The following is a 19,239-nucleotide window of genomic DNA, read 5'->3' as shown; positions in this document are numbered from 1 at the left end:
AAAAAAAAAAGAAAATTTATTCCTTCCTGATCTGCTTCAGCAGGCGGGCCTGCATGCCGAAGTACTTCGAGACGCCCACTGCATCGCACTGGTCGATGGTGTGGGAGTCGAAGGAGACCAGGTCGCTCGAATAGAGGGCCATCGGCGAACTCCGCCCGGCGACATGGACGCTTCCCTTGAAGAGGACGCAGTCCACCTGGCCTGTGACACGCTCCTGGGTCGTGTCGATGAAGGCGTTGAGGGCGACATAGAGGGGCTCGTGGACGAGACCCATGTAGGCGAGTTCAGACCACTTCTCGTCGACGCCGTGCTTGAAGGAGAGTTCCTGCCTGGTCAGGACGAGGCGTTCAAGGTCGTGGTGTGCGGTCAGGAGGACGGTCGCCGCCGGGTGCTCGTAGTTCTCGCGGGCCTTGAGGCCGAGGATGCGGTCCTCCATCATGTCGTTCCTGCCGACACCGTGGCGGCCTGCGATGGCGTTGAGTTCGCGGATCAGGTCGCCGCCCTTCATCGTCTTCCCGTTGAGGGAGACAGGGACGCCCTGCTCAAAGCCGATCGTGACCGTCTCGGGCTCGTCCGGTGCGTCCTTCGGGGAGACGGTCCAGGCATAGATCTCCTCGGGCGGGTGGAATGCCGGGTCTTCGAGTTTGCCGCCCTCGATGCTCCGGGACCAGAAGTTCTCGTCGATGGACCAGGGCTTCTCCTTCTTCACCGGCACCGGGACGCCGTGCTTCTCGGCGTAGTCGATCTCCCAGTCGCGGGTGAGGTTCATCTCCCTGATCGGGGCGACGACCTCGAAACCGTTCGCACGGAAGATGAAGTCGAAGCGGAGCTGGTCGTTGCCCTTGCCCGTGCAGCCGTGGGCGATGGCGACGGCTTTTTCCTTCTTTGCGATCTTCACGATCTCCTCGGCGATGAGGGGACGGGCGAGGGCGGTGCCCATCGGGTAGCCCTCGTAACTCCCGTTTGCCTTGATCGCACGGAAGAGGTGCTCTTTGACGAACTTGTCCTTGGCGTCGATGGTGTAGTGGCGGTCGGCAAGCTTTTCGCCCTTCTTCGACCCCTCCTCGATCTCGTGTGCGGGCTGGCCGACATCGACGACGACGGTGACGACCTCGTCGTAGCCGTAGTGCTCCTTGAGGAGCGGGATGCAGATTGACGTGTCAAGACCGCCAGAATAGGCGAGTACAATTTTTCCCTTTCCCATTGATGATACACCTGATGGTATGCAGATACCTAATACCCGTTAGTGCTCCCAGACTTTTAAATCTCTGGGGGCGTGTCGCCCTGCGGTCTCCGGCCGTGCGTCTCCAGAGGATTGTCCGTCGCTGTGGGAGGAGAGCACCTGCCCGGCCCTCCTCTGGAAAAATAGGTGGGGTACCGGTTCCCCTGCCCCTATGGTGCTGTGACGTTGATGAAATTGACCTTTGTCTCGTTGTCCATCTCGTCGATGTCGGAGACGGTCAGGTTCACCGTGTACAGCCCCGGATTCTCGTAGGTGTGCGTCGTGTTGGGTTCTGTGGAGACATTCCCGTCCCCGAAGACCCATGCCCAGGATATGGGGGTGCCCGTCGAGGTGTCGTTGAAGGTCACCTCCAGAGGGGCAGGCCCTGAGGTCGGAGAGGCCGTGAAGTTCGCCCTGAGCGGGGCCGAGACGTTAATGTAGTCGGTCCTCTCGCGGGAGGAGAAAGTCTTCCCGTCAGAGACCGTCAGGTTCACCGTGTACAACCCCGGATTCTCGTAGGTGTGCGTCGGGTCGCTCTCTGTGGAGGTATTCCCGTCGCCGAAAGCCCATGCCCAGGAGATGGGCGTGCCCGTCGAGGCGTCGGTGAAGTTCACCTCCAGGGGTGCGGTGCCGTTCAGGGGTGCGGCCGTGAAGTTCGCCCCGAGCGGGACCGGTGTCGGTGCGGCCGTCACCGTGAGGCGCGCCTTCCCGGTCTCAAGGACGTAGTCCTCCAGGCCCGGTCCCACGACCTGCGCCCCGCCGAGGACGAGGTCACTCTGGCCGCCGGTGTCCCCGCGCACCGTTACCCTGCAGAGGGTGACATTCTCTGTCCCGGGGTTGGTTGTGCCCCTGATGCCGGAGACGACGACCGAGTCGGCAGGCACGGGCGAGACCATAAATTTGGTGCCCACCCATCCGGGCATCTCGACCTTCACGATCTCGCCGATACGGCGGTCGGTGAGGTCGATGGCAAGCGAGTAGAAGGCGACGCTCTTATCTGCCCTGTCCATCACCACGTCAAAGGTCCTGTTCTCACCCTGAGGGAAAGTGGACGCCGCGGGAACGAATGAGAGGCGTGCCTTCAGTTCTTCCTGGGTGACGGTGATGTAGCCGGTCTTTGTCTCGGTGTCGCTCCTCTTCCCGTCGGAGATGGTCAGGGAGACGGCGTAGGTGCCTGCCCGCGTGTAGGTGTGGACGGGGTAACGCTCATTCGACTTCGCACCGTCGCCGAAGTCCCAGGACCAGGTCGCCGGGTCGCCCGCCGAACGGTCGATGAACTGCACGGTCAGGGGTGCTGTGCCGCTCCGCGGGAAGGCGGCGAAGTCAGCGTAGAAGGGTTGCGACGGCGGAGGTCCGGGTGGTTCCTTTCCAAGTTTGAGGATGAAAGCGTCGAGCGAGCACCCGGTGAAGAGAGTCGGCCCGGTGCAGATCCCGGTCTCGCCGCCGATCGCGTACCCGCCGTCTTCTGTCAGGACGATCGCGTGCGGGTCGTTCTCAAGCAGGCCGAGAGTGTAGAAGTCCTGCCATGTGATCTCCCCTGTTGCATTTGTCCTCAGGAGGTAGACAACATTCTGGGGGTTTGCCACGGGGTCGAAGTGGCATGCAAGGACAAATCCCCGGTCAGATGTCTCGACGAAGTCCTCGGCCCAGAACGCATCGGTGCAGGTGGTGTTGTAGAAGCGCGACCACACGGCCTCGCCATTGGCGTCGGTCTTGATCAGGGCGGCGCCCGCCGTCTCGGGCTGTTCAAAAGCGGCCTTGCCCGCGAGGGCGTACCCCCCGTCGGCGGTCTGGAGCACCTTCACTGCCTGGAAGTCTCCCTTTGCACCCTGTGAAGGCCACTGCAGGTCACGCGCCGCATAATACTGCTCCCAGAGGAGAGCACCGGTCTCGTTTGTCTTTCTCAGGAACGCGTCCACCGTCCCGTTGACAGGGTCGGCAGAGGTGCCCGCGACCAGGTACCCGCCGTCGGTTGTCTGGAGGACGGAGTACCCGGCGTCGTCATACATCCTCAGGAAACGCGTCGACCACTCCACCTCGCCGGTCTCGTTGGTCCGGACAAGGTACGCCGCGCCCGGCCCGTTCTCCGGGTTGTCCCGTCCGGTCAGGACGAAACCCCCGTCCTTGCAGACCCTGACGTCCTTCGCCTCCTCCCAGGTCTGGCTGATGTTCCCGGTCGGCCCTGTCCAGAGGGGCGTCCCCGCGCTGTTGGTCCTGACCATCATCATGCCGTCGGTCTTTACACCGCCGACATCCATCTGGCCGTAGCCTGCCAGGACATATCCGCCGTCCGGGGTGACCCGCACGGCATTCGCCGTATCGTAGTCACCGTAGTCATAGGTCCTGTTCCAGAGGACGGTGCCGTTCCTGTCCGTCCGCAGCAGGGACATATCACTTGTCGTGCAGTTCTGCTCTTTACCGGCAAGGACAAATCCCCCGTCGCCGGTTTCCTGGAGACTGTTCCCGAAGTCGTTCAGTCCCGAGTCAAATGTCCTCTCCCAGAGGACGCCGGGCATGCCTGATGCCGATGCCGTCCAGGCCAGCATGAGCAACAGCGGGATGGCGATACAGATCGCCAGGAGGCGATGCGCCCCCTTATCCTTAGATCCATCTTTCATTTTCTCCCTCCTTCACATGGGGGGATACAACTGGATGGAGCGTGAAATATGCCGCTCCTACGGCCGGGCATAGGGGATGAAAAATGATAAATTTTACGCTGCGATCAGGAGTGGAACAATAGGGTGTACGTTGAGATGACGATTATCATAACTTTTTTTGGGCGCCATTGTGAATTCAAACATTTTTGCATATTAATGAACAATCGCCCGGAAAAAGAGAGGGGAAATTAAGCCTTCCCCAGGTAGTGGTTCAGGGGCTCGATGGTGATCTCCTCGTGCTTCATCACCTCGATCGCCCGCGCCGCCGCCTCGGCCGCGGAGAGGGTGGTGATATAGGGTACCGAGTAGTCCACGGCCACCCGCATGATCGCGTAGTGGTCCTGGCGGGACTGCTTGTCCGCCGGGGTGTTGATGATCAGGCTGATCTCCCCTTTCCGCATCATGTCGATGACATTGGGCGACCCTTCCTGGACCTTCCTCACCATCTTCACGTCGACGCCCGACTGGATGAGGTACTCGGCCGTGCCGCCGGTGCCGTACAGGACGAGACCGAGGTCGGAGAGTTTCTTTGCGATCGGGACGAGCGCCACCTTCTGGTCGTCGGGCACCGAGATGAAGACATTGCCCCTGAGGGGCAGGTCGTTGTCCGCGGCAAGGCAGGCCTTGTAGTAGGCCCGGCCGAAGTCGTAGTCGATGCCCATGACCTCGCCGGTGCTCTTCATCTCGGGGCCGAGGACGGTGTCGACGCCCGGCAGTTTGTTGAAGGGGAGGAGCACTTCCTTGACGGCGACATGGGAGATGGTCTTCTCATGGTAGCCGAGGTCGTGCAGTTTCCTGCCCATCATCACCTTTGCGGCGATCTTGGCGAGCGGGGTGCCTGTCGCCTTCGAAACGAAGGGCACGGTCCTGCTTGCCCGGGGGTTCGCCTCCAGCACATAGACGACATCGTCCTTCACCGCGAGCTGGATGTTGATCAGGCCGACGACCCCCATCTCCAGGGCGATCCGCCGGGTGTAGTCCTTCACGCGGTCGACGACCGACTTTGAGAGGGACTGGGTCGGGATGACGCAGGCCGAGTCGCCGGAGTGGACGCCCGCCTCCTCGATATGCTCCATCACACCGCCGATGAGCACCTCGTCGCCGTCACAGACGGCGTCGACGTCGAGTTCGTAGGCGTCCTGGAGGAAGCGGTCGATGAGCACCGGGTGCTGCCGGGAGACCCTGACCGCTTCCTTCATGTAACTGTCGAGTTCCACCTCGTCGTGGACGATCTCCATCGCCCTGCCGCCGAGGACGTAACTCGGGCGGACAAGGACCGGGTAACCGATCTTCTGTGCGATCTTCCGCGCCTCTGTCTCCGAGTGGGCGGAGGCGTTCGGCGCAGAGGGGATCTGCAGTCTGTCCAGGAGGACACTGAACCGGTCGCGGTCCTCGGCCATGTCCATCGCATCAGGCGATGTGCCGAAGATCCTTGTCTTGAGACCGCGCTTTTTGATCTCCTGTTCGAGGGGGATGGCCAGGTTCACCGAGTTCTGCCCGCCGAACTGGACCATCACGCCGTCGTAGTCGTCGTTGACCAGGACGTTGACGACGTCCTCGAGCTGCATCGGCTCGAAGAAGAGCCTGTCCGAGGTGTCGAAGTCGGTGGAGACAGTCTCGGGGTTGTTGTTGATGATATGGACGGCGACGCCCTCTTCCCTGACTGCCTGGACCGCGTGGACGGTGCAGTAGTCGAACTCGATCCCCTGCCCGATCCTGATCGGGCCGGAACCGAGGATGAGCACCTTCTTGCGGGGGTCATGGACGTCCTCGGTCTCCTCTTCCCAGGTGGAGTAGAGGTACGGTGTCTTTGCCGGGAACTCGGCGGCGCAGGTGTCGACCATCTTGTAGGTCGGTTTGCCGGCCTTCTTCTCGACCTCGTCCACGGGCATGCCGGTGAGTCCGGCGATCTCCGTGTTCGAGAAGCCGAACCTCTTCGCCGTCCTGAGGTCGCCTTCCTCAAAGTTCTCCTTCAGTTTCTTCTCGATCCTGACGAGGTGCTCGATCTTTTCCAGGAAGAAGGGTGCGATCTTCGTCATCGCCGCGATCTCGCCGACGGTCATTCCCTGCTTGAAAGCGTCGAAAAGGCAGGCAAAGCGCTCGTCGGTCGGGCTTGTCAGGATCATCTTGATCTCGTTCGGGTTTGTGTGCTCCCGCATATCGGTGTCGAGAGAGCGGAGGGCTTTCTTGAAGGCCTCTTCGACTGTCCTGCCGATGGCCATGACCTCGCCGGTGCTCTTCATCGCCGTGGTGAGGGTGCGGTCGGCGGTCTTGAACTTGTCAAAGGGCCAGCGCGGCACTTTCACGACGATGTAGTCGATAGAGGGCTCAAAGGAGGCCGGCGTCATGCCGGTGACAGAGTTCATGATCTCGTCGAGGCGCAGGCCGATGGCGATCTTTGCGGCGACCCGCGCAATCGGGTAACCGGTCGCCTTGGAGGCGAGGGCCGAGGAACGGGATACACGGGGGTTGACCTCGATGACCCGGTAGTCCCCGTCCTTGAAGGCGAACTGGATGTTGCACCCGCCCTGCACGTCGAGGGCCCTGATGATCCTGATCGCCGCCGAGCGCATCATCTGGAACTCGTCGTCGCGCAGGGTGAGGATCGGGGCCACGACGACGCTTTCCCCTGTATGGACGCCCATCGGGTCGACGTTCTCCATGCCGCAGATGATGACGCAGGTGTCGGCGGCGTCGCGCATCACCTCGAACTCGATCTCCTTCCAGCCCATCACCGACTCTTCGATGAGCACCTGGTGGATGCGGGAACGGGCGAGGCCGACTTCCACGATCCGCCGCATTTCCTCGGGGGTGTGGGCGATGCCGCCGCCCGCACCGCCGAGGGTGTAAGCTGGCCTGATGATGGCGGGGAGGCCGACCTCGGCAAGGGCCGCATCGAGGTCCTCGATGTGTTCGAGGATGATGCTCTTTGGCACCGGTTCGCCGATCTCGTTCATGAGTTCCTTGAACTTCTCCCTGTCCTCGCCGTGGTAGATCGCTTCAAGGGGCGTGCCCAGGATCTCGACGCCGTCAAGGGCGCCCATCTCGGCGAGTTCGGCGGTGAGGTTGAGACCTGTCTGGCCGCCCATACCCGAGAGGATCCCGTCGGGCTTCTCCTTCTTGATGATCTTTGCGATGATCTCAGCCTTGAGTGGTTCGATATAGACCCGCTCAGCCATCTCCGGGTCGGTCTGGATCGTTGCGGGGTTGGAGTTGACCAGGACCACCTTGACGCCCTCCTCGCGCAGGGCGCGGCAGGCCTGCGAGCCCGAGAAGTCGAACTCGGCGGCCTGTCCGATCTGGATGGGCCCTGACCCGATGATCAGGGCCTTTTTAATCTTCGGATTCTTCGGCATCAGGCAATCCTCCTGTACATTAAGTCAAAGATGGGACGCTCCGTATCGTGCGGGCCGCCATGGGCCTCGGGGTGGAACTGGACGCAGAGCACGTCGAGGTCATCGTCGCGGAAGCCCTCGAGGGTGCCGTCGTTCACGTTCTCATAGGCGATCCGGCAGCCTTCGGGCAGGGTGTCGCCGTCCACGGCAAAGCCGTGGTTCTGTGTGGTGATGTAGATTGAACCGTTCATGTGCCTGACCGGCTGGTTGGAGCCGCGGTGACCGAACTTCATCTTGTAGGTCTCTGCACCGAGGGCAAGCGCCGTGACCTGGTTGCCCATGCAGATCCCGAAGACCGGGAGTTCGCCGAGGTAGTGTTTCACCGCGGCGATGGCGTCTTTCGCCTGTTTCGGGTCGCCGGGGCCGTTGGTGATGAAGATCGCCTCGGGGTCGCACCTGTCGATCTCGGCCGGTGTGGCGTTGTACGGGTAGACATAGAGGTCGGCGCCGCGTTTCTGCAGGCTGACCGCGATGTTCTTCTTGATCCCGAGGTCGATGACCGCAATCCTCTTCCCCGGACCGGGGATGTGGAACGGCTCCTTACAGGAGACCTGCGGGAAGAGGTCCTGCGCCGCGATGTCGGGGGCCGTGCGGGCCATCTTCACCGCCTCCTCGCCGTCGTCGCTCCCGACGATGAGGGCTGCACGCATGGTGCCGTGCTCCCTTGTCTTGATGGTGAGGCGCCTGGTGTCGACGCCGGTGATACCATACAAGCCATTTTGTTCAAAAAAGTCGATGAGTGATGGTTTTACAGTTGGATGCGTGCAGACTTCACGGGTGACACACCCGAGAGAATGCACTGTTGGACTCTGGAAATTATGGTGGTCTACACCATAATTCCCTATGAGCGGGAAGGTGAACATGAGGATCTGTCCCTGATAACTCGGGTCAGTCAGTGCCTCCATATACCCCGTCATCTGGGTGGTAAAGACCAATTCCCCGGAACAGGACCCTTCTACACCAAATCCCTCCCCTACAACAAATTCGCCGTCTTCAAGACCCAGAACCGCCTTCATGAATTACCATATTTAATGCGCCACGTACCTTATTAACGCTAGTGACCCGCCGGGCAAGGCATATATAGGGCCATGTTCTTTTCCTCAGCCGGGGTAACAGATGCACGGCGCATGGATCCTCCGTTCGGTCGAGGTTGTCGTGGACGGGAGGCCGGGTTTGCTCGTCCTGAAGGGAGAGGATCTCTCGGCGGCATATCCCGGTATGGTCAGGTACACCCTTGAGTTCAGGAGAGGGGAGGACGTCCTCTATACCTACCGCACCAACACCTACGAATACCCGCCCGGCACCTCGCAGACCGCCGAGAGTGTTGCGCTCACCGCCTTCCACCGTCTCAGGCAGGAACTGCCCGACCGTCCCGAGGCCTTCGTCCTCCACCCGCCCGAACCTGCGGTCGGGCCTCTCCCTCTCCGCGCACCATCGACGGCGGTGGTCCTCCAGGGGAGCCCGAGACAGCACGGGAACTCGGCCATCCTTGCCGGGTGGACGACCGATGCCTGCCGGGACGCGGGGTTGCGGTGCGAGACTCTCTGTCCTGCGGAGATGCGCATCGAAGAATGCACCGGTTGCTTCCGGTGCTATAATGCCGGGAGATGCGTGATCGACGACGATATGGTCGCGATATACCGCACCCTCGCGGCGGTGGGCCTTGTCATCGTCTGCACCCCGGTATACGCTGAAACCGTCCCGGCCGCGCTGAAGGCGGTGATCGACCGGTGTCAGGCGTACCGCGCTCGGCGCCTGTTGACAGGGGGTGAGTCCGGGCGACAGGCGGGCATCCTCTGCGCCGTCTCCGGCCAGGTGGGTGCGGAGAACTTCGTCTGCGTCAGCAGGGTGGCAGGGTCTTTCTTCCGGCTTATCGGTGCGGAGATGCTCGGCGAGGTGCTCGTCGACGGGGCAGACGCGGTGAACGATATCAGGACTGTGGCCGGGAAGGAGGAGGGCGTGCGCGCGGAGTTGCGGGCCCTGATTTCCAGAGTGGCGGACTGACCCCGACCGCCGTCTCTGGCACGGAACAAATGCTCATATTGGCCCGGGCCAAACATTGATGGCATGGCAGACCATGCCCACATCGAGGTCATCGGGTTTTCGTACGGGGAGTGCAGCCCTTTCCCCTGCAATGAGGAGCGCTCCTGCGGCCTCACAAAGTGCTATCTCTCCGGGAAACTCGTGGACGCGACCGAGGCCCTGAAAAAGGCTCTTTCGGCGGAGTACGGCGAGAAAGTAGACGTGACTCTCACTCTCCTTGACGACGGCGTCCCCGAGTACGTGCAAAAGATTGTCGAGGAGCACCAGCCCCCTATCCCGATCATCCTGGTGAACGGGAAGGTCACTCCGATCGGCCGCATCTCGCTGCCGCAGATAAAAATAGAGATAGATTCCGCCCTCGGTCAGGCGATCTGATCCAGTTTTCCGGTCTCAAGGTCGAAGTACAGGCCGTGGACCGTAATCTTCCCTTCTTTCTCCGCGTCCCTCACGATCGGATAGGTCCTGAGGTTTTCGATCTGGAGCCTCACGTTCTCTTCTTCGATCATCCGTCTCCATTTCTTCAGGCCCTCGGGGTCGGAGGGTTTCGGCATCCTTTTTTCAACATCTTTCCTTGCCTGCATTGCGTTCGAGAGCCACAGGGGAATGTAGGCCTCGTTCGATTCTTTGTCAGATGCCAGGGCCTTCATTGCGCCGCAGTCGGAGTGGCCGCAGACGACGATGTCAGAGACCTTCAGGTGTTTGACGGCGTACTCAAGGATTGTGGCGAAGTTCCAGTCGCCGACCCTGACGATGTTGCCGATGTTGCGGTGAACAAAAATCTCTCCGGCCATTGCGCCGGTGATCCGGTCCGGGGAAACCCTGGAGTCCGAACAACCTATCCAGAGGACGGTGGGGCTCTGTCCTGTGGCGAGATCGCGGTAATATTCCCGGTGTTCGGTGAACTCACCCTCGATGAATGTTTTGTTTCCTTCAAGAAACCTGTCAATCATACCTAACTCCCGGCAGGAACACTGCCGAGATTAAAAATCTCTTTGGCAGTAATTGAACCCTCCGAAATCAGTTTAGGAGAGGGGCAGTTTTCAGGGGGGGTAAAGAGATGGCGGGCAAAAACGGAGGATTTGTGTCTCTCTCCCTGAGATCGGCGAGTATAGAGGCCAGGGTCAGGAACTTCCACAAATGAGAGAGTTGATATACTCATGGACAGTCTCTCTGTGAGAACCATGAGGAGCGATCTCGTCAAGAAAGGATACCCGAGGGCCCCGAACCGCGCCCTCCTGCGGGCGCTCGGGGTCACGGACAGGGAGATGGACCTCCCCTTCATCGGCATCGCCAATGCCTACAACACCGTCGTGCCCGGCCACATGCACCTCCGGTCGATCAGCGAGAGGGTGAAAGAGGGGATCGCCGCGGCGGGCGGTGTCCCCTTCGAGTTCGGGGTCATCGGGGTCTGCGACGGGATCGCGATGGGCCATGAGGGGATGCGCTACTCCCTGCCGTCGCGGGAGAACATCGCCGACTCCATCGAGGTGATGGTCCAGGCCCACCGTTTCGACGGTCTGGTCTGCGTCGGCACCTGCGACAAGATCGTGCCGGGCATGCTGATGGCGGCGGCACGCCTGGACATCCCGGCCATCATGGTCACCGGCGGGCCGATGCTGCCGGGCAGTCTCGGCGGCCGGGACCTCACCCTCACCGACGTCTTCGAGGCCGTCGGGAAGGTCGCCGCGGGCACGATGGGCGAGGACGAACTCCACGGCCTGGAGTGCGCCGCCATGCCGGGGTGCGGGAGTTGCCAGGGGCTGTACACGGCGAACACCATGGCGTGCATGACCGAGGCAATGGGCATGTCCCTCCCCGGTTGCGCCGCCATACCTGCCGTGGACGCCGCAAAACTCAGGGTCGCACGGGAGAGCGGGGAGGTGGCCGTGCGCCTGGTAAAGGAGGGGGTCACGTCGAGGAGGATCATCACCCTCGAAAGCCTGCGGAACGCCGTCAGGGTGGACATGGCCCTCGGCGGGTCGACGAACACCGTCCTCCACCTGATGGCGATCGCCGCAGAGGCCGGGGTGCCCCTCACCCTCGCCGACTTCAACGCGATCTCCGACGCCGTGCCGCATATCAGCCACATGCAACCGGGCGGCCCCCACTCCATGGTCGCCCTCCATCGTGCCGGGGGGATCCCGGCCGTCCTCCACGCAATCATGGAGCACCTCGAAGAGGCGCCGACTGTGTCGGGCAGGTCGATACGGTCGATCGCGGCCGCGGCCGCGGTCCTCGACACCTCCGTGATCAGGCCGACCGAACACCCGGTCCACGCCGCAGGCGGGCTGAAGGTCCTGCACGGCAGCCTCGCCCCCTCCGGCGCCGTCGTCAAGGCGGCCGCAGTGGACGACGCGATGTGGCGGCACACCGGCCCGGCCAGGGTCTTCGACGGTGAGGACGCCGCCATGAAGGCGATCCTCGGCCAGAAGATCAGGGAGGGCGACGTCGTCGTCATCAGGTACGAGGGGCCGCGGGGCGGACCTGGCATGCCAGAGATGCTCTCGCCGACCGCGGCCCTCGTCGGCTTCGGCTACAGGCGGGTCGCCCTCGTCACCGACGGCCGGTTCTCCGGCGGGACACGGGGGCCGTGCATCGGGCATGTCGCCCCCGAGGCCGCCGCAGGCGGACCGATCGCCCTCGTCAGGGAGGGGGACAGGATCGCGATCGACCTCCACAACCGCCGCCTCGACCTCCTCGTCGACGAGGAGACCCTGAAGTCCCGCCGCTACGAGTGGACGCCCGTGAAAAAATCCCTTTCCGGCATCCTCTCCCGGTACTCCGCAACCGTCGGCGGCGCCGAGATCGGGGCGGTGCAGAGGTGACCGTACAGGGATCGGGAAAGACATTTTCCAGGGCAAAAAAAGAGAATATGATGTCTTCCTGTTATCCCTGCGCTCAGGGCCGGTAGACCGTCGTGCCGTCGTACAGGCCGACGACCTCGCCGATGACGATGACTGCGGGCGGCCTGACACCCTGTGCACGGGCGGTCTCCGCGATCTCCGCGAGGGGCCCGACCGTCACCCTCTGGTCAGGGCGCATGCCGCGCTCGATGATCGCGACCGGCGTCGCACTGTCCCGGCCGTTCCCGATCAGCGCCTCCGCGATCTTCCCGAGGTTCTTGACGCCCATGAGCACGACGATCGTCCCCCGCGTCCTGCCGAGATACTGCCAGTCCAGTGCCGACTCGCCCTTCGTCGGGTCCTCGTGGCCGGTGATGACCGTCACCTGCGAGGCGAACTTCCGGTGCGTCACCGGGATGCCGACAGACTCGGGGACGGCGATGGCCGAACTGATGCCGGGCACCACCTCGACCGCGATGCCGTGGGCGCGGAGGGTCTCCATCTCCTCACCGCCCCGCCCGAAAAGGAAGGGGTCGCCGCCCTTCAGTCTCACGACTTTCTTCCCTTCGAGGGCCTTCTCGACCATCAGGGCCTCGATCTCGTCCTGCTCGAGGGTGTGGTCGCCGCCGTGTTTGCCGCAGTCGATCTTCTCCGCACTCTCCGGCAGGGTGGCCAGGATCTCGTCGCCCGGCAACTGGTCGTAGAGGATGACGTCGGCCCCTTCGATCGCCTCCCGTGCCCGCGGCGCCATGAGGCCGAGCCCGCCGGGACCTGAACCCACGAGAATGACCTTTCCGCTCATGGCATGATCCCCAGCTGTCTGTAGGCCTCTTTGATGAGGTCGCCAGCATCTGTCCGGAGTTTCCTGCCGCAGTCCCGCGCCTCGTCCAGGGTCGCGATGTCTTCTTCGACCCTCACGTCCCTGCTCCCGTCGAGGGAGAGCACCTCGGCGATGAGGTGGCCGTCCTGGCAGTAGATCCCCTGCGGCGTGAAGCACCCGCCGCCGACCTCTTCCATGATCACCCGCTCGATCCCGACGTCCATCCGCGTCTGCGTGTCGTCGAGGGGCTGGACCATCTCGATGATCTCAGGACTGTTCCTGCAGACCACGGCGATTGTACCCTGGTTCGGTGAGGGGACGAACTGAGAGGTCGGCAGGCGCTGTCCCTTCACTTTGTAGCCGAGCCTCTCAAGGCCGGCCTCGGCGAGGACGATAGCGTCATACTGGTTCTCCCGCATCTTCTTGAGGCGCGTGTCCACGTTGCCGCGCAGCTGCCTCACCTCGATATCAGGGTCGTGCCGCAGCAACTGCGCCCGCCGCCGGGTCGAGGAGGTGCCGACAATATGCACGCCCGCAATGTCCCCTTCGTGGGCGAGGAAATCGTTAGGCGAGTCCCGGGTAAGGACGGCGCCGGTGACGACGCCCCTCGGCCTCTTTGCCGGGATGTCTTTCATGCTGTGGACGGCGGCGTCTATGGTGCCGTCGATGATCGCCTCGTCGAGGGCCCGGACAAAGACGCCCTGCCCCCCGATCTCGTGGAGGGGGACGCCGGTGTTGGTGTCGCCTTTCGTCCTGATGACTGCTGTCTCGACCTCGATGCCCATCTGTTTCAGAGCCCTGCTGACCCGTTCCGTCTGCGCGAGGGCGAGCTGGCTCCCGCGTGTTCCTATTTTTAGAGACATGTCCTGTATGCGTCCGCGATGCGTTCGATGATCTTGTCTGTGTGCGCCGCCGAGAGGAAGTTCGTCTCGAACTGCGACGGTGGGACGAAGATGCCCTTTGCGAGCATCTTCTCCCAGAATGTTCTGAAGGCCCCGGTATCGCTCTCTTTCGCCTCGGCGTAGTTCGTCGGGGGTTCGGCCCTGAAGAAGTATTTGAAGATGGAGCCGAGCCTGACGAAGGAGCCGCCGGCACCTGCGTCGTCGCAGGCGTCGCCGATGGCCTTCGTCCCCTCGTCGAGGCGGCTGTAGACCTCGGGGTGGTCGTGGAGCCAGCCGAGGGCGGCGGCGCCGGCGGCCATGGTGAGGGGGTTCCCGCTGAAGGTGCCGGCCTGGTAGACCGGGCCCTGCGGGGCGACCATCTCCATGAGGTCGCGCCTCCCGCCGAAGGCGCCGACAGGGAGGCCGCCGCCGATGATCTTGCCAAGGGTCGTGAGGTCAGGGGTGATGCCGAAGCGCTTCTGCGCCCCGCCGATACCGAGGCGGTAGCCGGTGATCACTTCGTCGAAGATGAGGAGGACGTCATGGTCCTCCGTGATCCTCCGCACCTCCCGCAGGTAATTCTCCTCGGGGAGGACAGGGCCGACATTGCCCATCACCGGTTCGATGATGAGGGCGGCGATCTCCTCTGAGGAGGAGAGGACGGCGTCGAGGGCCTCCGGGTCGTTGTACGGCACCTGTCGCGTGTGCCGCACAAGGTCGGCGACGACGCCGGCAGAGTCGGGGACGCCCATCGTCGTCGCCCCCGACCCCGCCTGCACGAGCACGGCGTCGTGGGCGCCGTGGAAACCACCCTCGATCTTCACGATGTCGGGCTTTCCCGTGGCGGCGCGGGCGAGCCTGATCGCCGCCATCGTCGCCTCGGACCCGGTGGAGACGAAGCGGACCATATCGATGGAGGGGTGGTCGGTGGCGATCCTCTCCGCGAGGGCGATCTCCTGCGGGCACGGGGTGCCGTAGAGCCAGCCTTCTGCAAGTTGCGCTTCGATCGCCTGCCTGACTGCTTCATGGGCGTGGCCGAGGATGAGGGGGCCGTAACCGAGACAGCAGTCGATGAGTTCCCGCCCCTCGACAGTCCGGAGGAAGGGGCCGTGCGCCCCGGCCGTGTAGAAGGGGCAGGGCTTGATCGCCCGTACAGGGCTTGAGACCCCGCCGGGCATCAGGCCCTCTGCCCGTGCAAAGAGGTCACTGCTCTTCACGGAGCCACCTCGCCGCGTCTTCTGCATAGTAGGTGATGATCAGGTCGGCACCGGCCCTCTTGATGCAGGTGAGGCTCTCGAGGGCGCACCGCTTCTCGTCGATCCAGCCGCGTTCAGCCGCGGCTTTGATCTGGGCGTATTCCCCGGAGACCTGGTAGGCGGCGACCGGGAGACCGATCTCATGGATCTTTGCCAGCACGTCGAGGTAGAGGGCGGCCGGTTTCACCATCAGGATGTCGGCCCCCTCGTCAGCGTCCATCTCGGATTCGAGGAGCGCTTCACGGCCGTTCGCCGGGTCCATCTGGTAGGTGGTCCTGTCGCCGAAGGAATAACCCGAGTGTGCCGCCTCCCTGAAGGGGCCGTAGAAGGCGCTCGCGAACTTCGTGGAATAGGACATGACCGGGACGTCGGCATAGCCTGCGGCGTCGAGTGCCGTCCTGATCGCCCCGACCTGGCCGTCGAGCATGCAGGAGGGAGCGACCAGGTCGGCGCCTGCACGGGCGTGGGAGACCGCGATTTTCTGCATCAGGGCAAGGGAGGGGCCGTTCAGGAGGTCGATCTCCCCGGAGGAGGTCTCGCCGATGATCCCGCAGTGGCCGTGGTCGGTGTACTCACAGGCGCAGACGTCGGTGATCACCACCATCTCCGGGCAGGCCTTCTTGATGGCGGCGACCGCCCTCTGGACTCCGCCGGTCTCGGCATAGGCCGAGTGGGCGGCGGCGTCCTTCACGGCGGGGACGCCGAAGAGGATGACCGCAGAGACACCTGCTTTGTTCAGTCTTTCCGCTACAGGTGCCGCGTCCCCGACGGGGTACCTTGACTGGCCGGGCATTGACTCAATGGCCACGGCGTGTTCGATCGTCTCGTCAAAGAAGAGCGGCATCACAAAGTCGCTTGCATCAAGCCTCGTCTCCCTGAAGAGGGGCTGGAGGTTTCTTTTTCTCAGTCGTCTCAGTCGTCTTTCCGGGAACATAGTCTGTCTCCTCTGGTAATTGCCTTCACCAGCCATTCTGCCTCCTGCGTCTGCCCCTGCTCCGCACATGCCCGTATGGAGTAGGTGGCGTCCAGGAGGAGTTTCTTTGCGAGCACCCGCGTCAGGTCGTCGATGACCGCCGCGGTCTGGGCGTCGCACCCCTGGAGGCGGGCGCAGGCACGGTCGCGCTCCCTGACGCGGATCGCCTCGGCCCAGGTGTACAGCCCCCGCAGGGCGTCGTCGGCCGAGGCGGCATTGAGCGTGGTGAGGAAATGGTCGAGTTCTGATTCGATAAAATCATGGGCGCGGTCGGCCTCGGCCTTCCGCGACGCTATGGTGTGCTCATTGACGTCGCGGAGGTTGTCGATGGTGTACAGGTTGACGCCGTCAACCTCGCCGGCGCCCTCCTCGACGTCCCGCGGCTGGGCGATGTCGATGACGACGAGGGGCCGCGGGTGGCCGTCGAGAGGCCAGCACCGCCCTCTCATCACCTCGGCCAGGAGGGGCCGGGTGAGGATCGGGTGGGGTGCGGAGGTGCAGGTGATGACGACGTCGGAGAGGGTGATGTAGCGCCTCAGTTCGGCGAAGTTGACCGCTTTCCCCCCGATCTTCCTGGCGAGGACGACAGCCCTCTCGTAGGTCCGGTTTGCCACGTAGATCGCGGTCAGGTCCTTTGCGGCGAGGGCCTGGGCGACGAGCATCCCCATCTCCCCGCTTCCGATGACGAGGATGTGCCGGCCTTCGAGGCTGCCGAGCAGTTCTTCGGCGAGGGCGACGGCCGCAGAACCGATAGAGACGGCGCCCCTGTTGATCTTCGTCCTCTTCCGCACCTCGACGCCGACGTACACGGCCTTCTTGATGCAGAGGTCGATGACGTGGTCGGAGGCGCCGGCCGCCTGCGATGCTGCCCAGGCACGTTTCATCTGGCCGAGGATCTGGTCCTCGCCGATGATCATGGAGTCGATGCCTGAAGCGACCTGAAGGAGGTGGCGGAGGACGTCCACTCCCTCGCGGACCTCGAACTTCTCTCGCCCAAGGTCGTGGAGGAATGCGGTGAGGTCATCTGCCGTCCCGTTGACGAGTACCTCGATCCTGTTGCAGGTCTGGAGGAGGAAGACGCCCTTGAACCGTTCCCGCGCCCGGGCGAGGAACTCCTCTTCGTCAGAGAACCTGAAGGCTTCAAGGTCGGCGAGGCCGGCCGCATGGTGGTTGAGGCCGGCCATGGCCACGTCAGCATAGAGATGTGTTTCCACTGATATATCGCTCCTTTATCTTCCGGTACGCCTCGTCTTCGCCGCCGGCAAGCCATGCCCAGGCCTCGGGGTCGTGGAGGACGGCCCTGAGGATACGGCTCCGGTCGGCCTGTGCGGGCACGGACTTTTTGAGGTCCTCGCGCAGTCGCCCTTCGACCCCGATCATCGCGTCGAGAGAGGGGAAGGTCTCCTCCAGGTGCTCCCTGAGAAACCGCGGGACGGCCGGGCTTGTCCCTCCGGTACTGACGGCGATGAGGTAGCGCTCCCCCCGCAGGACCGAGGGGACGAGGACGTCACCGGTCTTCCCGTGCGCGTTGTTGAAGTGGGCGCCCGCTTCCTGTGCCAGACGCCCGATCCGGTCGTTCAGCGCTGCGTCGGGCGTGGCGGCGACGGCAAGAAAGGCCCCGTCCAGCAGGTCGAGGAGTGTGCGGTCGTCCATTGCATCGACGTCGGCCTCGATGCATTCAGCGCCAGAACTGACAATTGCGGGCAGAAAACTCCGGCTGACAACGGTGACCCTCGCTTCATGGCAGAAATATGCCGCTTTTCGCGCTCCCACGGTACCGCCTCCGAAGATGACGACGTGCCTCCCGGTGAGGTCGAGGATCAGCGGGATCATCACTGATCTGTGTGCGGCGGCCGCAAATTAAGATTATGTATTATTGTCTTTTCTTGATCGTAACACCCGACCGACCGCCTCCTTTATCTCCTCCGTATTCTGATCTTTGCGCATGACTGTGGATTTCCACGCCATCAGCGCGTTTGAAGGGGCCGTTTCCCGGACAAAGTCGCTGCTCTGGCCGTTCAATCTCGGCGTCTGGCTCAGGCTCGCCGTAATAGCGTTCTTTGTCGGAGGTTTTGGCGGTGGCGGCGGCAACTACTCCTTCCCCGACCGGAGAGGTGCGAATATGGGCGCCATGCCAGTGCCCGACTTCTTCGGCCTTGCCCCGACGACCTTCTTCCTGATCTTCGCGGCCCTGGTCGTCCTTGTACTGGCCTTTGCATACATCGGGTCGGTCTTCCAGTTCGTCTTCGTGGACTGCCTCACCTCGGGCCAGGTCTCCCTCTCCCGCACCTTCAGGGAGCGGATGGGTCCGGGCCTCTCCTTCTTCCTCTTTGAGGTGCTGCTTTTCCTTGTCTTCATCGCCGTGATGGTTGGATTTGCGGTCTTCGGAGTTTTCACCGGCATCTTCTCGGGTATCTCGAATGTCGTCGCCCTGCTCTTCCTCCTGCCTGTGCTCCTCCTCCTTGTCCTGGTCTTCGGGACAGTGCTGATGCTCACCGTCGACTTTGTCGTGCCGGTGATGGTCGCGGACAGGTGCGGGGTCGTCGAGGGGTGGCGGCGTGTCTACGGCCTCCTCCGCGCCGACCTGAAGAATGCGGCGGTCTATGTCGTCGCAAAGATAGTCCTCCTCATTGTTGCCGGGTTGATCATGGGGGTCCTCGGCCTGCTCGTCCTCGCGGTCATCGGGGTCCCACTCTTTATCGTCGCCCTCCTCGCAGGTCTCTTCGCCAGCGGTCCGGCCATGGGTGCGCTGGTCTTCCTGGTCGCCGCCGTCATTCTCCTCGCCCTCCCCTTCCTCCTCCTCCTGCAGGTGCCCTTCGCCACCTTCTTCAGATACTACTCCCTCGACGTCCTGCGGCGGTTCAGCCCGGCACACGACCTCCTGGCAGAACCTGTTGCGGCATGAGGGACGTCCCCTCCCTTTTCTTGTGGTGCGGTCCCTCCCCTGCGGTCCTGGCGTGGCCCTGTGGGGCCGTCCTCTGCGCGGCGGTTTCCCTCACCGTCACAGGGCCCGGTCCGGGCAGGGCCTGTGGAAAATCCTTATATGTGAGTATAGCAAATATTGTAAGGCACTGCGGTGATATGACACCAGCAGAGCGCCGATAGTGTAGTGGTTATCACTAGGCGTTGCCAACGCCTAAACCCGGGTT

General features: G+C 63.1%; 15 protein-coding genes. 4 read left to right on the top strand and 11 right to left on the bottom strand.

Going from position 1 to position 19,239, the window contains the following annotated elements:
- Positions 1–16 precede the first annotated feature (16 nt).
- The 4 genes from Q0520_RS06020 to carA all read right to left on the bottom strand — a co-directional run bounded on the left by Q0520_RS06020 (position 17) and on the right by carA (position 8,290).
- Positions 17–1,204 (bottom strand): argininosuccinate synthase, encoded by a 1,188-nt coding sequence (locus Q0520_RS06020; protein WP_298667610.1) that lies wholly within the window; start codon positions 1,202–1,204, stop codon positions 17–19.
- A 188-nt stretch (positions 1,205–1,392) separates the two neighbouring features.
- Positions 1,393–3,840, bottom strand: coding sequence for a PKD domain-containing protein (locus Q0520_RS06015; RefSeq protein ID WP_298667608.1), 2,448 nt, complete (start codon positions 3,838–3,840; stop codon positions 1,393–1,395).
- 227 nt (positions 3,841–4,067) lie between these two features.
- Entirely contained in the window at positions 4,068–7,235 is a 3,168-nt protein-coding gene (gene carB, locus Q0520_RS06010; RefSeq protein ID WP_298667606.1) for a carbamoyl-phosphate synthase large subunit, read from the bottom strand.
- On the bottom strand, positions 7,235–8,290 hold the full coding sequence (gene carA, locus Q0520_RS06005) for a glutamine-hydrolyzing carbamoyl-phosphate synthase small subunit (RefSeq protein WP_298667604.1): 1,056 nt from the start codon (positions 8,288–8,290) through the stop codon (positions 7,235–7,237). The genes carB and carA overlap by 1 nt, the downstream gene beginning before the upstream one ends.
- Positions 8,291–8,390: 100 nt before the next feature.
- Between carA and Q0520_RS06000 the strand changes: the two genes are divergently transcribed.
- Both Q0520_RS06000 and Q0520_RS05995 read left to right on the top strand, forming a co-directional pair.
- Positions 8,391–9,278, top strand: coding sequence for a flavodoxin family protein (locus Q0520_RS06000; RefSeq protein ID WP_298667602.1), 888 nt, complete (start codon positions 8,391–8,393; stop codon positions 9,276–9,278).
- Positions 9,279–9,341: 63 nt separating this feature from the next.
- Positions 9,342–9,692 (top strand): hypothetical protein, encoded by a 351-nt coding sequence (locus Q0520_RS05995; protein ID WP_298667600.1) that lies wholly within the window; start codon positions 9,342–9,344, stop codon positions 9,690–9,692.
- Here Q0520_RS05995 and Q0520_RS05990 read toward each other — a convergent pair.
- On the bottom strand, positions 9,680–10,267 hold the full coding sequence (locus Q0520_RS05990) for a carbonic anhydrase (RefSeq protein ID WP_298667598.1): 588 nt from the start codon (positions 10,265–10,267) through the stop codon (positions 9,680–9,682). The two genes, Q0520_RS05995 and Q0520_RS05990, sit on opposite strands and share 13 nt — an antisense overlap.
- 231 nt (positions 10,268–10,498) lie before the next feature.
- Between Q0520_RS05990 and ilvD the strand changes: the two genes are divergently transcribed.
- The gene (gene ilvD, locus Q0520_RS05985) at positions 10,499–12,142 is read left to right on the top strand and encodes a dihydroxy-acid dehydratase (protein WP_298667596.1); all 1,644 of its coding nucleotides are present in this window, start codon (positions 10,499–10,501) and stop codon (positions 12,140–12,142) included.
- A 73-nt stretch (positions 12,143–12,215) separates the two neighbouring features.
- On the opposite strand, the gene cobA is transcribed toward ilvD, so the two are convergent.
- Genes cobA through Q0520_RS05955 form a run of 6 tightly spaced genes read right to left on the bottom strand, consistent with a single transcriptional unit; the run spans position 12,216 to position 17,923 of the window.
- Entirely contained in the window at positions 12,216–12,962 is a 747-nt protein-coding gene (cobA, locus tag Q0520_RS05980) for a uroporphyrinogen-III C-methyltransferase (protein WP_298667594.1), read from the bottom strand.
- Positions 12,959–13,843: a hydroxymethylbilane synthase gene (hemC, locus tag Q0520_RS05975; RefSeq protein ID WP_298667592.1), complete on the bottom strand. Its 885-nt coding sequence runs from the start codon at positions 13,841–13,843 to the stop codon at positions 12,959–12,961. The genes cobA and hemC overlap by 4 nt, the downstream gene beginning before the upstream one ends.
- Positions 13,834–15,078 (bottom strand): glutamate-1-semialdehyde 2,1-aminomutase, encoded by a 1,245-nt coding sequence (gene hemL, locus Q0520_RS05970; RefSeq protein ID WP_298667590.1) that lies wholly within the window; start codon positions 15,076–15,078, stop codon positions 13,834–13,836. The genes hemC and hemL overlap by 10 nt, the downstream gene beginning before the upstream one ends.
- Complete coding sequence (gene hemB, locus Q0520_RS05965) at positions 15,065–16,051, bottom strand: porphobilinogen synthase (RefSeq protein ID WP_298667613.1); 987 nt, start codon at positions 16,049–16,051, stop codon at positions 15,065–15,067. The genes hemL and hemB overlap by 14 nt, the downstream gene beginning before the upstream one ends.
- Positions 16,030–17,274: a glutamyl-tRNA reductase gene (gene hemA, locus Q0520_RS05960; protein ID WP_298667611.1), complete on the bottom strand. Its 1,245-nt coding sequence runs from the start codon at positions 17,272–17,274 to the stop codon at positions 16,030–16,032. The genes hemB and hemA overlap by 22 nt, the downstream gene beginning before the upstream one ends.
- Before the next feature lie 7 nt (positions 17,275–17,281).
- Positions 17,282–17,923, bottom strand: coding sequence for a bifunctional precorrin-2 dehydrogenase/sirohydrochlorin ferrochelatase (locus Q0520_RS05955; RefSeq protein ID WP_298667588.1), 642 nt, complete (start codon positions 17,921–17,923; stop codon positions 17,282–17,284).
- A gap of 112 nt (positions 17,924–18,035) precedes the next feature.
- Between Q0520_RS05955 and Q0520_RS05950 the strand changes: the two genes are divergently transcribed.
- The gene (locus Q0520_RS05950) at positions 18,036–18,995 is read left to right on the top strand and encodes a hypothetical protein (RefSeq protein WP_298667586.1); all 960 of its coding nucleotides are present in this window, start codon (positions 18,036–18,038) and stop codon (positions 18,993–18,995) included.
- Positions 18,996–19,239: the final 244 nt, after the last annotated feature.

This window comes from uncultured Methanofollis sp. (genome assembly GCF_937919355.1).
In the GTDB taxonomy this organism is placed as follows: domain Archaea; phylum Halobacteriota; class Methanomicrobia; order Methanomicrobiales; family Methanofollaceae; genus Methanofollis.
Note: the sequence above shows the minus strand (reverse complement) of the source record. Positions and strands in the feature narration are given on the sequence as shown.

Bases quoted from the DNA above. Each gene is read 5' to 3' on its own strand.
- Q0520_RS06020 (WP_298667610.1), bottom strand. From the start codon at position 1,204: ATGGGAAAGGGAAAAATTGTACTCGCCTATTCTGGCGGTCTTGACACG.
- Q0520_RS06015 (WP_298667608.1), bottom strand. From the start codon at position 3,840: ATGAAAGATGGATCTAAGGATAAGGGGGCGCATCGCCTCCTGGCGATC.
- carB (WP_298667606.1), bottom strand. From the start codon at position 7,235: ATGCCGAAGAATCCGAAGATTAAAAAGGCCCTGATCATCGGGTCAGGG.
- carA (WP_298667604.1), bottom strand. From the start codon at position 8,290: ATGAAGGCGGTTCTGGGTCTTGAAGACGGCGAATTTGTTGTAGGGGAG.
- Q0520_RS06000 (WP_298667602.1), top strand. From the start codon at position 8,391: ATGCACGGCGCATGGATCCTCCGTTCGGTCGAGGTTGTCGTGGACGGG.
- Q0520_RS05995 (WP_298667600.1), top strand. From the start codon at position 9,342: ATGGCAGACCATGCCCACATCGAGGTCATCGGGTTTTCGTACGGGGAG.
- Q0520_RS05990 (WP_298667598.1), bottom strand. From the start codon at position 10,267: ATGATTGACAGGTTTCTTGAAGGAAACAAAACATTCATCGAGGGTGAG.
- ilvD (WP_298667596.1), top strand. From the start codon at position 10,499: ATGAGGAGCGATCTCGTCAAGAAAGGATACCCGAGGGCCCCGAACCGC.
- cobA (WP_298667594.1), bottom strand. From the start codon at position 12,962: ATGAGCGGAAAGGTCATTCTCGTGGGTTCAGGTCCCGGCGGGCTCGGC.
- hemC (WP_298667592.1), bottom strand. From the start codon at position 13,843: ATGTCTCTAAAAATAGGAACACGCGGGAGCCAGCTCGCCCTCGCGCAG.
- hemB (WP_298667613.1), bottom strand. From the start codon at position 16,051: ATGTTCCCGGAAAGACGACTGAGACGACTGAGAAAAAGAAACCTCCAG.
- hemA (WP_298667611.1), bottom strand. From the start codon at position 17,274: ATGGCCGGCCTCAACCACCATGCGGCCGGCCTCGCCGACCTTGAAGCC.
- Q0520_RS05955 (WP_298667588.1), bottom strand. From the start codon at position 17,923: ATGATCCCGCTGATCCTCGACCTCACCGGGAGGCACGTCGTCATCTTC.
- Q0520_RS05950 (WP_298667586.1), top strand. From the start codon at position 18,036: ATGACTGTGGATTTCCACGCCATCAGCGCGTTTGAAGGGGCCGTTTCC.